Below are 14075 nucleotides of genomic sequence, written 5' to 3' on the forward strand. Positions count from 1 at the left end.
CGGGCAGCGCCGTGGCGGGCCACAGGTGTTCCGGCAGCGGCTGGACGACGCGCCCTCGCCGGGCTGGAGGCAGCCCGGCAGACGGGACTTTCGAAACACGCCTCAGCCGCGGAAGGCCGCCGGGCGTTCCGGGCTCGCGTCGGCCAGGGCCCTGGCGACGGCGTCGACGCCGGCCTGCAGACCGTAGACCGGGGTGTCGGGCTGCTGGCGCCAGGAGTCGGCGATGCCGCCCGCGTCGACGGTGTCGAAGCCGAGCTCGTCGATCAGGGCGCGGACCTTCGCCTTGGCCGCCTCGTCGTCGCCGGCGACCGGGAGCGCCATGCGGTCGGGGTGGCCGGCGGCCAGCGGACGGTCCAGGAGGTCCTGGGCGTAGGTGCCGTTGAAGGCCTTGACGACCGGGCGCCCGAGCTGCCGCTCGACCCAGCCGCTCTCGGTGAGCCCCTCGTCCTCGATGGCCGCGATCCGCCCGTCCCGCTCGCGCGGGTAGTAGTTGTTGGTGTCGACGACGACCAGGCCGTCGGCCGCGCCGTCCAGGATGCCGGACGGCAGGCTCGCAACGGCCTTCAGCGGGACGGTGACCACCACGATCTCGGCGCCGCGTGCCGCCTCCTCGACGGCGACGGGGACGGCCCCCGTCTCCTCGGCGAGCTCCGTGAGCGTGTGCGGGCCGCGGGAGTTCGCGACGGAGACGTCGTGGCCGAGGGCGGTGAGGCGGCGGGTGAGGTTGCCGCCGATGTTGCCCGCGCCGATGATGCCGATCTTCATGACAGGCCTTGCCTTCCAGGAACCGTGCTGGTCGATGAGCGCCGAATAATCAATGCACATGCATACTTCTGGGCGACGTCAACCTGTCCCGGCGGGGATCTATTCCGGCCCCCCACGACGCTCCGCGGCCACGAGACCGCGAGGCTGCGAGGCTGCGAGGCTGCGAGAGGCACGGGCACGACGAAGGGGGCGCCTCGTCGCGGCGCCCCCCTGCCGGTTCACGTCACTTGTTCAGGTGGGCCCAGAACTCGTCGAACGACAGGACCTTGTCGCCGTTCAGGTCGCGGGACTTGATGATGGCCTCGGCGACCGACTCGGTGACGTTCCAGTCGCCCTCCTGGGCCAGGGCGGTCTTGAACTCGACCGCGGTGATGAAGCCGTCGCCGTCCGTGTCGATCCGCTGGAAATGGTTGCGCGCTTCTTCGATGTCGGCCACCGGTCCGCCCCTCTTCTTCATGCCCTGCGGCACATGTGCTGTTCTGCTGTCCAACTGACGCAGGCCAGATTAACGGCCCCGCCGGCCGACGGACGCAGGACCTCCCGCTAGCGGAAGACGCCCGTGTGGCCGAGCGAGTACCGGCCGGGCTGCGGATAGACGGCCAGGCCGTGCGGGCCGCTGCCGACCTTGATGCGGGCGAGCTGGTGACCGTCGGCGGTGTCGATCGCGTACACCTCGGAGTTGTACCGTCCGGACAGCCACAGGACCTTGCCGTCCGCCGAGACGCCGCCCATGTCGGGGCTGCCGCCGTCCGGCAGGCGCCACTTCTTCGTGAGCTCGCCCTTGGTGAAGTCGAAGACGGAGACGGTGCCCTCGCCGCGGTTGGTGACGTACATCTCCCGGGAGTCGCGGCTGACGTACAGCCCGTGGCAGCCCTTTCCGGTGTGCAGGAACCGCGGCTTGCCGAAGGTGTCGCCGTCGACGATCCACATCCCGTGGGCGATCATGTCGGCGACGTAGAACAGCTTGCCGTCCGGGGAGACCTTCACGTCCTGCGGCATGGCGCCCGTGAGGGGCAGCTTCTGCTGGCCGACGACCTTCATCCGCGCGGTGTCGACCTTCAGCAGTTCGCCGCTGAACTCGCAGGACACGATGAAGTACCTCCCGTCCAGCGAGAAGTCGGCGTGGTTGACGCCGTAGCAGGAGACCGGTTCGGTCTTGATCCGCTTCATCGTGTGCGGGTCCCGGAAGACGAGCTCACGGTCGAGGGAGGCCATGACGACGGCGTACTTGCCGTCGGGCGTGAAGTAGAGGTTGTAGGGATCGTGCACCTCGACCGGCTTGCCCGCCCTGCCGGTCGCGGGGTCGATCGGGGTGAGGGTGTGGCCGCGGTTGTTGTTGACCCACAGGGTCTTGAGGTCCCAGGAGGGGACGACGTGCTGGGGCTGGCGCCCGACGTGGAGCGTCTCGATCACCCGGTACGTCTTCGGGTCGATGACGGAGACGGTGTCGGACTCGGTGTTGGGGACGTAGACCCGGGACGGGAAGTTCTTCACCACCGGGGAGAGCCGGTTCGGGCGGTCTGCTGCGTAGACGTCCTTGGGGTCGAGCACGGGCGGCATGCCCGGCAGGCCGTCGACGACCGGTCCGGCGACCTTCTTCGCCGGCGCGGGCACGGCCGCCTCGGTGGTCCGGCCCGTCCCGTGCCCGCCGCCGCGGTCATCGGTTCCGCAGGCGGCGAGGACGGCGAGGGCGGCGCCGGTCAGCAGGGCGCTGGTGACGAGATTGCGGTGCATCAGCCGATCAGCTCCGTGGCAGTGACCGCGCGCAGTCCGCGGCGGTCGAGTTCGTCCAGCAGGGCGGGGAGTGCGGCGACCGTGTCGGCGTACCCGAAGTGCAGGCTCACGACGGACCCGTTGCGGATCGTGTCGAGGACGTTGCGGGCGACGGCGGAGGCGCCGGGCGAGGTGAAGTCGAGGGAGTCGACGTCGTAGGAGAGGACGTGGGGGTAGCCGGCCCGCCGGGCCAGCGCCGCGACGAGCGGGGAGGCGCGGGCCGCTCGGGAGGGCCGGAACCAGGCGCCGACGGATCCGGTGAGCCGGCGCAGCCGCTGCGCGCACCCGGCGATCTCGGCCGTCGCCTCGGCCTCGGACATCGCGTTGACGTCCAGATGCCGCTGGGTGTGGTTGCCGAGGTCATGGCCGCCGTCGAGGATGCGGCGGGCGAGATCGGGATGTTCGTCGAGCCAGGTCCCGACGGCGAGGACGGTGACCCGGGAGCCGTGCCGTTCCGCTTCGCCGAGCACGGCGCGGGCGATGGCGGGGTCGCCCTGCCCGTGGAAGGTGAGGGCGACCCGGGGCCGGCCCCGGGGACCGTGCGCGATCTGGGCGGGCTGACCGGGGAAGGCGCGCGGGGCGGGGGCGGCCGGGGTGCGGGCGGGGGACCTGGAGACGGAGGGCCCGGAAACGGGCGACCGGGAGACGGCGGCGGGCTGTCGGGCGGCGCCGGAGGAGGACACGGCGGGCGAGCACCCGGCCGCGAACGCACCCCCGGCGACGAGCCCGGCGCCCGCCCGCAGCGCGGAACGGCGGTCGGATGGGGTCACCCACACCATTTAAGGGGTGATATGTCGCAATTCCGACCATTGACGTCTCGGCCACGTCCGTCGGCCGCGTCCACCGACGGGGGTCGGGCGCCGGGTACCGGGCGCGGGAGACCTGACGGACCGGTCAGCGGTCGGCGACCCGCATCTCGAACCAGGTCGTCTTCCCGCGGGGCAGCAGGTCGACCCCCCAGCGGTCGGACAGCTTGTCGACGAGGAAGAGGCCCCGCCCGCTGACGTCTGTCTCCTGAACCGGCATCAGACAGGGCAGCCCGCGGGAAGGGTCGCGGACCTCGACGCGGATCCAGCCGCGCCGGCGCCGCATCCGCAGGCCGAAGACGCGGGCGCCGGTGTGCCGCACGGCGTTGCCGACGAGTTCGGAGACGAGCAGCACCGCGTCCTCGGCCATCCTGGGGCCGAGCCCCCACTGACGCAGGACCACGACCTGGGCCAGTCGGCGGGCCGCGGCGGCGGACTCGGGGCGGGACGGCAACGGCACCTCGCCCTCCGTCGGATTGCCGAACAACTCCAGCGCCTTGAGCGCCCGTTCGTCCTCGACCGCAGGCGACCAGCGCGCCGCGGCCGCACGGCTGTGTCCCCGCGGCTGTTCGATGCCCTCCAGCCCCGCCATGCCCCCCATCATGGCCGCACCGAGCGCCCTCCGGGGCCGTTCCTGTGGAATACGCCCCCCGGAATCCCTCATTCCGATTGACTCGATCGGCATATGCCAAGGGCAGTACAGATGCCGACAAACCGACCCTGACCTGGTGCGAAGACCCGCCCCGCGGCAAGCGGCGGACACCCCCGACAAGACAGGCTTAAGGTCGCCTTAAGGTTCCCCTAAACCGCCCCATCGGGGGACGCGGGTGAGAAGTCCCGTCAAGAGCAAGCGCTGACGACGTCCACGAACGAGACGTCAGTCACAGGAATTTGGCCTTGCCGGGCCCTTCCTCCACGAAGCTGCGCATGCCGGTCTCACGGTCGGCGGTGGCGAACAGACCCGCGAACCAGGTGCGTTCCACCGCCAGACCCGTCTCGATGTCCGTCTCCAGACCGGTGTCGACCGCTTCCTTCGCGGCGCGCAGCGCCAGCGCCGGCCCCTGGGCCAGCTTCGCCGCCCAGGCGTGCGCCTCGGTGTACACGTCGGCGGCCGGCACCACCCGGTCCACCAGGCCGAGGGTCAGCGCCTCGTCGGCCTTGACCATCCGGCCCGTGAAGATCAGGTCCTTCGCCCTGGAGGGGCCGATCAGCCGGGAGAGGCGCTGGGTGCCGCCGGCTCCGGGGATCAGCCCGAGCAGGATCTCCGGCTGGCCCAGCTTGGCGTTGTCCCCGGCGATGCGGAAGTCCGCGCAGAGCGCGAGCTCGCAGCCGCCGCCGAGCGCGTATCCGGTCACGGCCGCCACGACGGGCTTGGGAATGCGGGCCACCGCCGTGAAGGACTCCTGCAGGGCGCGGGAGCGCAGCACCATCGCCGTGTGGTCCATGTCCTGCATCTCCTTGATGTCCGCGCCCGCCGCGAACACCTTCTCGCCGCCGTACAGGACGACCGCGCGGACGTCGTCGCGCCGGGTCGCCTCCTCGGCGAGCTCCTTGAGACGGTCCTGCGTGGCGACGTCCAGCGCGTTCATGGGCGGGCGGTCGAGGCGGATCGTGCCGACGCCTTCGGCGACTTCGAGATTCACGGTCATGGCAGCAGGTTAACCACCACTAACGACGGCGGGCCCGGTGCCGTGTGTCACAGCACCGGGCCCGCCCGGGAGAGCAGGAGGGCGAACCCTACTTCTTCCAGTCCGCCCAGGAGATGTTCCAGCCGTTGAGGCCGTTGGAGGGGTCGACCACCGGGTCGGTGGAGTTCTTCACGACGACCACGTCGCCGACCATGGACTGGTTGAAGAACCACGCGGCCGGCACGGAGCCGTCGTAGCCGCCGCGCACGTCCCGCAGGCCGATGCAGCCGTGGCTGGCGTTGTAGTTGCCGAAGGCGTCGCCGCCCCAGTAGTTGCCGTGCACGAAGGTGCCGGAGTTGGTCAGCCGCATGGCGTGCGGGACGTCCTTGATGTCGTACTCGCCGTCGTAGCCGACCGTGTCGCCGTTCATGCGGGTCACGGTGAACTTCTCGCTGATGACCATCTGGCCGTTCCAGGTGGCGTAGCCGGGCTTGCCGGTGGTGACCGGGATGGTCTTGACGACCTTGCCCTCCCGCATGACCTGCATCGTGTGCTTCTTGGCGTCCACGACGGTCACCTGGTCGCGGCCGATGGTGAAGGACAGCTTCTTGGACTGCTTGCCGTAGACGCCCTTGCGGCCCTCGACGCCGTCGAGGTTCAGCTCGACCGTCACCTTGGTGCCGGCCTTCCAGTACTTCTCCGGGCGGAAGTCCAGGCGGTCGTTGCCGAACCAGTGGCCCTCGACCTCGACCGCCGGCACGGTCGTGACCTTGATGGCCTTCTCGACGTCCGCCGGCTTGGTGATGCCCCGGGTGAACCGCACCGAGAACGGCATGCCGACGCCGACCGTGGAGCCGTCCTCGGGGGTGAAGTTGCCGATGAAGGTGTTCTGCGGGCTCAGCGTGGTGAAGGCGGAGTCCTCGGCGGCCGTGCGGCCGGCGGAGTCCTTGGCGACCGCGTGCACCTGGTACGCGGTGGACGCGGCCAGGTGCGTGGCGGGCGTCCAGCCGGCGCCGTCGGACGAGATCGCGCCGTCGATCTTCCTGCCCTTGGCGTCCTTGACGGTGACCTCGGTCAGCTTGCCCTTGGCCGCGGTGACCTTGAGGGCGCCGCTGGTGTCCACGTCCTTCGCGCCGGTCTTCGGGGCGATGGTGACGACCGCCTCCGACTGCTTGCTCTCCGCGGCGGCCGTGGCCCCCTTGTCGCCCTTCGGCTTGGCGTCGGACCCGGAGCCCGAGCCGTCGCCGCCACCGCCGCACGCCGTGACGGCGAGCATCATCCCGCCCACGATCAGCGCCAGCCGTCTGTTGCGGCCCCGTGAGCGCCCGTCAACCGACGCCCCCGATATCGGTCGCACGTTCAAGTCGTTCTCCCCTCGCAAGGCCCTGGTCAGGCCCCCACCCCAGCGCTCCCGCGCGATCTCTGGCGCATATTAACCGTACGAATTTGAGCTTCGTGTCAGGCCAAGGTCACCGTTCCGTCCCAACTGGGACCGCGGAGCGGCGGGGATGGTTGCACCGGGAAGGAGGGTCATTTCAGGGCACTGCCCGCGGTCCACTCCTTCCAGGTCATGTTCCAGCCGCCGAGGCCGTTGTCCGGGGCGACCTGCTTGTCCTTGCTGTGGACCACCTCGACGACGTCGCCGACGAGCGAGCGGTCGAAGAACCAGCCCGCGGGCGTGTCCGAGCCGCCGCCCTTCACGTCCCGCAGACCCACGCAGCCGTGGCTGACGTTGGCCCTGCCGAAGACGTCGTCCGCCCAGTAGTTGCCGTGCAGGAAGGTGCCGGAACCGGTCAGCCGCATGGCGTGCGGAACGTCCGGGATGTCGTACTCGCCCTTGCCGTCGGCCTTCTTGAAGCCGACCGTGGCGCCGTTCATCCGGGTCAGCTCCAGCATCTCGCTCACCACCATCTTGCCGTTGTAGGTGGTGTTCTGCGGCGACCCGGCGGTGATCGGCACGGTGGCCAGCAGCTCGCCGTCCCGCCGCACCTGCATGGTGTGCTTCGCGGCGTCCACCAGGGAGACCTGGCTGCGGCCGACGGTGAAGGAGAACGTCTTGTCCTGCAGGCCGTAGACGCCCGGCGCCCCCTCGACGTCCCTGAGCGCGAGGTCGACCGTCACCTCGGTGCCCGGCCGCCAGTACTCCTCGGGGCGGAAGTCGAGCCGGGTGCCGCCGAACCAGTGCGCGCGGACCTCGGCGGCGGGTTCGGCCGTGACGTGGACGGCGCGTTCGACGGCCGCGCGGTCGGCGATCTCACGGTTGAACTCCAGCGAGACGATCATCCCGGTGCCCACGGTGGCCCGGTTCTCGGGCGTGAGGTAGCCGATGAAGCGCTTCTCGGGGACGAAGGTGGTGAACGTGGTGTGGCGCGCCGAACGGTTGCCCTCGCCGTCCAGCGCCACCGCGTCGACCGTGTAGCGGGCGGCGAGCCCGAGCCGGTCCTCGGCCGGCCGCCAGCTCAGACCGTCCGCCGCGATCCGCCCCTTCACCTCGCTCTCCCGCGCGTCCTGCGACCTGACGACCTTCACCGACTCCAGCCGTCCGTCCGGCACCCGCACCGACAGGTCCGTCCCGGGCCGCACGCCCCTGGCGCCGTCCTGCGGGCTGACGCGGATGACGTCCTCGGGCGCACGTGGCTTGCCCAGCATCCGGTCGAGTCCGCTGCGGCCGTCACCTCCGCCGGTACAGCCGGCGGCCCCGGCCAGCAGTCCTGCCCATGTCAGTACGGCGGCCAGTGCGACCCCCGCGCGCCGTGCGCGCCCTTCTCCATGCCTCACGGGGTGCCCAACGACCGGGCACGCTCCGGGGAAACGTGAGTGCGAGGGCCGCTCTGGGCAGACATGGGGGGAGGACGGCCGGACGGGGAGCCGCGGACGGGACGCCGCGCGCTCCTCTCCCCCCGACGTCCCACGAGCCGCGGGAGGGCTAGACGGTGTCCAGCGCAGCCGAGCAGGAGGCGGTGGCGGCCGAGCGCGCCGCGCCGGAGGCCGTCGGATACGGCGTCTCGCGCAGGGTGCCGGGCCCACCCGTGTGGCCGGGCGCGTCCACACCGCTGGGCGCCCGGTTCCGGGTCGGCCCGGACGGGGTGGCCGGCACCAACTTCGCGCTGTGGGCGGGCGGCGCCGAGGCGGTCGAGCTGTGCCTGTTCGACGAGACGGGCCGCGAGACGCGGGCCCGGCTCACCGAGCTCACGCACGAGATCTGGCACGGCTTCGTGCCCGGCATCATGCCCGGCCAGCGCTACGGCTACCGGGTGCACGGCCGCTGGGACCCGTGGACCGGCGGCCGCTGGAACCCGGCGAAGCTGCTCCTCGACCCGTACGCCCGCGCGGTGGACGGCGAGTTCCTGCTGCCGCCGGAGGTGTACGGGCACGTCCGCGACTGGCCCCAGCAGCAGGTCGCCGACACCGTGCGCGACGAACGCGACTCCGCGCCGCACGTGCCCAAGGGCGTCGTGGTGCACGACGACGACGACTGGGCCGACGACCGCCGCCCGAAGACGCCGTGGGCGGACTCGGTGATCTACGAGCTGCATGTGCGCGGCTTCACCCGACGGCATCCCGGCGTCCCGGAGGAACTGCGCGGCACCTACGCCGGTCTGGCGCACCCGGCGGCGGTGGAGCATCTGGTGCGGCTCGGCGTCACGGCGGTGGAGCTGCTGCCGGTCCACCAGTTCGCGCACGAGGACCATCTGCTGCGTCGCGGCCTGAAGAACTACTGGGGCTACAACTCGATCGGCTACTTCGCCCCGCACGCCGCGTACGCCGCCTCGGGGACGACCGGGCAGCAGGTCGGCGAGTTCAAGCGGATGGTGCGCGCCCTGCACGCGGCCGGGATCGAGGTGATCCTCGACGTCGTCTACAACCACACGGCGGAGGCCGGCGAACTGGGCCCCACCCTCTCGCTGAAGGGCGTCGACAACCGCGGCTACTACCGACTGCAGTCCGACGCCCGCCGCTACGCCGACTACACGGGCTGCGGGAACACCCTGCACGTGGTCCAGCCGCATGTGCTGCGTCTGATCACCGACTCGCTGCGCTACTGGGTGACGGAGATGGGGGTCGACGGATTCCGCTTCGACCTGGCGGCGGCGCTCGCCCGGTCCATGCACGACGTCGACATGCTCTCCCCGTTCCTCGCGGTGATCGCGCAGGACCCGGTGCTGCGCCGGGTGAAGCTCATCGCCGAACCCTGGGACGTGGGCTCGGGCGGCTACCAGGTGGGCGCCTTCCCGCCGCTGTGGACGGAGTGGAACGACCGCTACCGCGACGCCGTGCGGGACTTCTGGCGGCACGCCCTGCCGGACGTGCGGGAGATGGGCTACCGGCTGTCGGGCTCGAGCGACCTGTACGCGTGGGGCGGACGACGGCCGTACGCGTCGGTCAACTTCGTCACCGCGCACGACGGCTTCACCCTGCGCGACCTGGTGTCGTACGAGCGCAAGCACAACGAGGCCAACGGCGAGGGCAACCGGGACGGCACGAACGACAACCGCTCCTGGAACGGCGGCGCCGAGGGCGCGACGGCCGACGAGGAGATCCGGGCGCTGCGGCGACGGCAGCTGCGCAACCTGCTGACGACGCTGCTGCTGTCGACGGGCGTGCCGATGCTGGTCGCGGGGGACGAGTTCGGGCGCACCCAGCAGGGCAACAACAACGCCTACTGCCAGGACAACGAGATCAGCTGGGTGGACTGGGAGCTGCTGGAGGAGCCGGGCTGGCGGGCCCTGTTCGACCTCACCGCCCGGCTGATCGCGCTGCGGCACCGCCACCCGGTGCTCCGCCGCCGCGCCTTCTTCTCCGGGCGGGCGCACTCGGCGGACGGGCTGCGGGACCTGGCCTGGTTCACGGAGCGGGGCACGGAGATGACGGAGGGGGACTGGTTCGCGCCCGCGGCCACGCTGGCGATGTACCTCTCGGGGCGGGACATCCCCGGCCGCGACGAACGGGGCGCCCCGATCGCCGACGACAGCTTCCTCGCCGTCCTGCACGCGGGGGACCGTCCGGTGGACTTCGTTCTCCCGGGCCCGCCGTGGGCGCAGCGGTACGAGGTGGTCGTCGACACCTCCCGCGAGGAGCAGGACGAGGCGCCCGGGGTCGCCCTCCCGGCGGGCGCCACGGTGACGGTGCCGGGACGGGCGGTGCTGCTGCTGCGGGTGGCGGAGTGAGCCGGGCGCAGGCACGCGGCCGCGACACGGGCGGCGGACGGACAGCGAGCGCGGTCAGGGGTCGACGAGCGGCGGACGGCGGGCGGCGGTCAGCCGTCAGCCGTCAGCCGTCAGCCGTCAGCCGTCAGCCGTCAGCCGTCAGCCGTCAGCCGTCAGCCGTCAGCCGTCAGCCGTCAGCCGAGGATGCCCCGGTCGTACGCCCTCGCCACCGCGGCCGCGCGGTCGTTGACGCCGAGCTTGGCGTACAGGTGGGTGAGATGCGTCTTGACGGTGGCCTCGCTGATGAACAGGTCGCGGGCGATCTCGCGGTTGGAGGCGCCCCGGGCGACCAGGGCCAGCACCTCGCGCTCGCGCGCGGAGAGCGGCTCCTCGCCGGGGCTGCGGGGGGCGCGGACCGCGGACACCAGCCGGGTGGCCACCGCGGGCGACAGGACCGTACGGCCCTGCGCCGCCGCGCGGACCGCCGTGAACAGCTCGTCGCGAGGGGCGTCCTTGAGGAGGTAGCCCGTCGCGCCGGCCTCGATCGCGGGGAGCGTGTCGGTGTCGGTGTCGTACGTCGTGAGGACGAGGACCCTGGCGCGGGCGCCGTCGCGGGCCAGCTCCCGGATGGCGTCCACTCCCCCGCCTCCGGGCATCCGCAGGTCCATCAGGATCACGTCCGGATCGAGTTCTCCCGCCTTCGCGACGGCCTCGACGCCGTTCGACGCCTCGCCGAGGACCGTGAAGCCGGGGGCCGACTCGAACATGCCGCGCAGGCCGTCCCGCACGACGGGATGGTCGTCGACGATCAGCAGGGAGACGCACAGGTCATCTGTCATGGCGGACCAACGGTACGCGAGCCGACAGTGCGCTTCCGTGCCCCGGCTCGGACTCCACGACGAAGGAGCCCGCGATGCGTTCGGCGCGGGCCCGCATGCCGTCGAGGCCGAACCCGCCGGCCGGGGAGCGGGCCGGGAGGGCGAGCGGGTCGAAGCCGAGGCCGTCGTCGCGGATGTCGAGGATCACCTCGTCGCCCAGGAACGACAGGGTGACGCCGAGGCGCGAGGCCCGGGCGTGGCGGGCGGCGTTCGACAGGGCCTCCTGCGCGATGCGCAGCAAGGTGGCCGCGACCTCCTCGTGGAGCTGCTCCGCGGCGCCGGTGAGCGTGAACTCCGCGCGCACGCCCGTCCGTTCGCCCCATTCGGCGACCGTCTTCTCGAGGGCCTCGGGCAGCCCGGCGTCCGCCAGCGCCACCGGGGCCAGATTGTGCACGGAGCGGCGGGCCTCGCCGAGGCTGTGCCGGGCCAGGTCGAAGGCGCGCTGGAGATGGACGCGGGCGACGCCGGGGTCGGGGCTGTTCGTCACCACCTGGAGCTGGGCGATGATCCCGGTCAGGCCCTGGGCGAGGGTGTCGTGGATCTCGGCGGCGAGGCGCCGGCGCTCGTCGGCCACCCCTGCCTCCCGTGCCTGGACGAGGAGTTGGGCGTGCAGCGCGGCGTTCTCGTCGAGGGCCCGCTGCAGGGCGGCGTTGGTGCGTTCGAGTTCGGCGATGGTCGCGGTGCGCTCGTGGGCGCGCCGGGTCTCCTGCTCGGTGAGATGCGCGACGACCATCTGCAGGCCGGAGTTGGCCACCAGGAGGCCGGCGAAGACGATCCACTGCATCAGGCCGTCGAAGGGCATCCCGCCGGCCTGCGCGCCGGCCACGGTGACGGCGCTCATGAACAGTCCGAACCGCTGCCACCGGCTCGGGAGGGTCTCGTCGGCGTCCATGTAGCCGGCGGCGGCGTAGAACGCGAAGAACGGGTTGAGCCAGGTGAGGGCGAAGGCGAGGCCCCAGCGGACGACGTAGTAGGCGGCGCCGCCCGGCGAGGGGGCGCGCATCCGGCCGGGGCGGCGCGTGCTGTGCCGGCACAGCTGGAGCACGACCGCGGCGCCGATCAGCGACCAGGCGGTGTACCAGGTGGCCGGCGCGACGTGCGGGTCGGCGGAGGCGATCGCGAGGACGGCGCTGATGCCGAGCAGTCCGTAGGGCCCCCAGGTGTGCAGTTGCTCCCAGCGCCGGTCGATCCGGCTGTCCGCCGCGGTCATGTCCACAGTCTGCACGGCCCCCCGCCTACTCCCAACGGAACCAGCGCGCCGCGGCGCCCGTCAGCAGCAGGATCCACGTCGCCAGCACGCCCAGGTGGTCCCAGCCCGGCCAGTGACCGGCCGCCGCCTGGTTCAGGGCCTGCGCGGCCGCCCCGAAGGGAGTGCAGCCCACGATGCGGGCGACGACGTCCGGCATGCTCTGCACCGGCGCCCACACCCCCGCGCAGAACATCGACGGGAAGAACACGGCGGAGCCGATCGCGCCGGCGATCTTCGTCGTGGGGGACAGGGCGGACACCACCGATCCGAGGGCCAGGGCCGCCAGGACCGCCAGCAGCAGGGCGAGGACGTAGCCGAAGGGCTGCTCGGGCAGGCGCACGGCGAAGCCGAGCCGCCCGACCGCGAGGACCAGCAGCGCCGACGCCAGGGACGCCGCGCCGTAGACCAGCATCTGCGCGGACAGCAGGACGGCCGGGCGGACCGGCGTCGCGGACATCCGGCGCAGGATGCCGCGCTCCCGGTATCCGGTGAGGGTCTGCGGCATCGACTGCAGACCGCCGACGATCAGCCCGAGCAGCACGGCCACCGGGACGTAGACGTCGACCGTGCGCAGACCGCCGAGGTCGTCGCTCGGCTGCCGGAACGACGGGACGGAGCCGAGGATCACCAGGAGGAGGGCCGGGAAGAGCAGGATCCAGAAGAGGGCGCCCGGTTCGCGGCGGAAGAGGCGGGCCTCGGTGCGCAGTACGGCGGTGCTCATGTCGCGGTCTCCTTCGTGCCGACGCGCGTGACGTCGTGCGGGGCGTCGTGGGCGGCGTCGGCGTCGTGCGGGGCGTTCTTCGTCAGGTCGAGGAACGCGTCGTCGAGGGTGGCGTCCAGGACGCGCAGCTGGTGGGCGGTGACCCGGTGGCGGGCGAGGAGGGTGACGACGGCGTTGACGGTCTCGTCCGTGCCGGACAGCGTGACCCGGCCGTCGCGGTGCTCGACGGAGACGAGCTCGGGCAGTGCGTTCAGGTCACGGTCGTCCAGCGGGGCGGACGGGGTGAAGCTGATGACGGTGGCCCCCGCCGAGCGCCGGACCAGGTTCGCCGGGGTGTCCAGAGCGGCCACCCGGCCCTGGTCGATCACCGCGATCCGGTCGCACAACCGCTGGGCCTCCTCCATGAAATGCGTCACCAGCAGCACGGTGACGCCGTTCGCGCGCACGTCCTCGACGATCTGCCAGGTGTCCCGGCGGGCCCTCGGGTCGAGGCCCGTGGTCAGCTCGTCCAGGACGACGATCCGCGGGTCGCCGATCAGGGCGAGCGCGATGAACAGGCGCTGCTTCTGACCGCCGGACAGCTTCGCGAACCGGGTGCCCAGCTTCGAGGTCAGGCCGAGACGCTCGGCGAGCGGCCCCCAGTCGAGCGGCCGCCGATGGAAGGAGGCGTACAGCTCCAACGCCTCGCGGACGGTGAGCTTCGGCTGCAGCTCGCTCTGCTGGAGCTGGGCGCCGAGGACGCGGGCGACCTTGTCGTGGTCGGCGACGGGATCGAGCCCCGCTACCCGGACCCGGCCGCCGTCGGGCGCCCGCAGACCCTCGACGCACTCCACGGTGGTGGTCTTGCCGGCGCCGTTCGGACCGAGGACGCCGAAGATCTCCCCCTCCTCCACGGCGAAGGACACGCCGTCGACGACCGCACGGCCGTCATAGGTCTTGCGCAGGTCGGTGACTTCGATGACAGGCATGACGCCAGCGTCCCGGGCGGGGCACGGCCCGCACATCGGCCGACCCGCCCGAACGGACATCGTCCGATCGGGCGACCCGGCCGTACGACTTCCCGAACACGCAGGTCGTAGGACCAGCGACGGAGCCCGGACGGGCCGAA

Annotated in this window: 13 protein-coding genes; 1 reads left to right on the forward strand and 12 read right to left on the reverse strand. The window is 72.1% G+C overall.

What is annotated here, in order from left to right:
• Positions 1-102 precede the first annotated feature (102 nt).
• From ABT300_RS17815 to ABT300_RS17850, 8 genes are all read right to left on the reverse strand, one after another.
• Positions 103-765 (reverse strand): NADPH-dependent F420 reductase, encoded by a 663-nt coding sequence (locus ABT300_RS17815; RefSeq protein WP_351676392.1) that lies wholly within the window; start codon positions 763-765, stop codon positions 103-105.
• A 223-nt stretch (positions 766-988) separates the two neighbouring features.
• A complete protein-coding gene (locus tag ABT300_RS17820) occupies positions 989-1201 on the reverse strand; it encodes an EF-hand domain-containing protein (RefSeq protein ID WP_351676395.1) in 213 nt (70 codons plus the stop codon).
• Between the two features lie 107 nt (positions 1202-1308).
• Positions 1309-2499 (reverse strand): YncE family protein, encoded by a 1191-nt coding sequence (locus tag ABT300_RS17825; RefSeq protein WP_351676349.1) that lies wholly within the window; start codon positions 2497-2499, stop codon positions 1309-1311.
• Positions 2499-3317 (reverse strand): polysaccharide deacetylase family protein, encoded by an 819-nt coding sequence (locus ABT300_RS17830; protein WP_351676350.1) that lies wholly within the window; start codon positions 3315-3317, stop codon positions 2499-2501. Before ABT300_RS17830 ends, ABT300_RS17825 begins: the two co-directional genes overlap by 1 nt.
• 115 nt (positions 3318-3432) lie before the next feature.
• Positions 3433-3936 (reverse strand): ATP-binding protein, encoded by a 504-nt coding sequence (locus tag ABT300_RS17835; RefSeq protein ID WP_351676351.1) that lies wholly within the window; start codon positions 3934-3936, stop codon positions 3433-3435.
• Positions 3937-4225: 289 nt separating this feature from the next.
• Positions 4226-4993, reverse strand: coding sequence for an enoyl-CoA hydratase/isomerase family protein (locus tag ABT300_RS17840; RefSeq protein WP_351676352.1), 768 nt, complete (start codon positions 4991-4993; stop codon positions 4226-4228).
• Positions 4994-5081: 88 nt separating this feature from the next.
• Positions 5082-6335, reverse strand: a complete 1254-nt coding sequence (locus ABT300_RS17845) for a L,D-transpeptidase (RefSeq protein WP_351676353.1) — start codon at positions 6333-6335, stop codon at positions 5082-5084.
• A gap of 167 nt (positions 6336-6502) precedes the next feature.
• Positions 6503-7750 carry a L,D-transpeptidase gene (locus ABT300_RS17850; RefSeq protein WP_351676354.1) on the reverse strand — a complete coding sequence of 416 codons (1248 nt, stop codon included), beginning with the start codon at positions 7748-7750 and terminating at the stop codon, positions 6503-6505.
• Between the two features lie 155 nt (positions 7751-7905).
• Between ABT300_RS17850 and glgX the strand changes: the two genes are divergently transcribed.
• Positions 7906-10140, forward strand: a complete 2235-nt coding sequence (gene glgX / locus ABT300_RS17855; RefSeq protein ID WP_351676355.1) for a glycogen debranching protein GlgX — start codon at positions 7906-7908, stop codon at positions 10138-10140.
• Positions 10141-10313: 173 nt separating this feature from the next.
• On the opposite strand, the gene ABT300_RS17860 is transcribed toward glgX, so the two are convergent.
• The 4 genes from ABT300_RS17860 to ABT300_RS17875 are packed head-to-tail and all read right to left on the reverse strand — an operon-like array spanning position 10314 to position 13935.
• Positions 10314-10958, reverse strand: coding sequence for a response regulator (locus ABT300_RS17860; protein WP_351676357.1), 645 nt, complete (start codon positions 10956-10958; stop codon positions 10314-10316).
• Complete coding sequence (locus ABT300_RS17865; protein ID WP_351676359.1) at positions 10948-12207, reverse strand: sensor histidine kinase; 1260 nt, start codon at positions 12205-12207, stop codon at positions 10948-10950. The genes ABT300_RS17860 and ABT300_RS17865 overlap by 11 nt, the downstream gene beginning before the upstream one ends.
• A 25-nt stretch (positions 12208-12232) precedes the next feature.
• Positions 12233-12967, reverse strand: a complete 735-nt coding sequence (locus ABT300_RS17870; RefSeq protein ID WP_351676361.1) for an ABC transporter permease — start codon at positions 12965-12967, stop codon at positions 12233-12235.
• Complete coding sequence (locus tag ABT300_RS17875; RefSeq protein WP_351676363.1) at positions 12964-13935, reverse strand: ABC transporter ATP-binding protein; 972 nt, start codon at positions 13933-13935, stop codon at positions 12964-12966. The genes ABT300_RS17870 and ABT300_RS17875 overlap by 4 nt, the downstream gene beginning before the upstream one ends.
• Between the last annotated feature and the right edge of the window lie 140 nt (positions 13936-14075).

The sequence above is a fragment of the Streptomyces sp. NPDC001027 genome (genome assembly GCF_040299045.1).
GTDB lineage: Bacteria > Actinomycetota > Actinomycetes > Streptomycetales > Streptomycetaceae > Streptomyces.

Bases quoted from the DNA above. Each gene is read 5' to 3' on its own strand.
- ABT300_RS17815 (WP_351676392.1), bottom strand. From the start codon at position 765: ATGAAGATCGGCATCATCGGCGCGGGCAACATCGGCGGCAACCTCACC.
- ABT300_RS17825 (WP_351676349.1), bottom strand. From the start codon at position 2,499: ATGCACCGCAATCTCGTCACCAGCGCCCTGCTGACCGGCGCCGCCCTC.
- ABT300_RS17830 (WP_351676350.1), bottom strand. From the start codon at position 3,317: ATGGTGTGGGTGACCCCATCCGACCGCCGTTCCGCGCTGCGGGCGGGC.
- ABT300_RS17835 (WP_351676351.1), bottom strand. From the start codon at position 3,936: ATGGCGGGGCTGGAGGGCATCGAACAGCCGCGGGGACACAGCCGTGCG.
- ABT300_RS17840 (WP_351676352.1), bottom strand. From the start codon at position 4,993: ATGACCGTGAATCTCGAAGTCGCCGAAGGCGTCGGCACGATCCGCCTC.
- ABT300_RS17860 (WP_351676357.1), bottom strand. From the start codon at position 10,958: ATGACAGATGACCTGTGCGTCTCCCTGCTGATCGTCGACGACCATCCC.
- ABT300_RS17865 (WP_351676359.1), bottom strand. From the start codon at position 12,207: ATGACCGCGGCGGACAGCCGGATCGACCGGCGCTGGGAGCAACTGCAC.
- ABT300_RS17870 (WP_351676361.1), bottom strand. From the start codon at position 12,967: ATGAGCACCGCCGTACTGCGCACCGAGGCCCGCCTCTTCCGCCGCGAA.
- ABT300_RS17875 (WP_351676363.1), bottom strand. From the start codon at position 13,935: ATGCCTGTCATCGAAGTCACCGACCTGCGCAAGACCTATGACGGCCGT.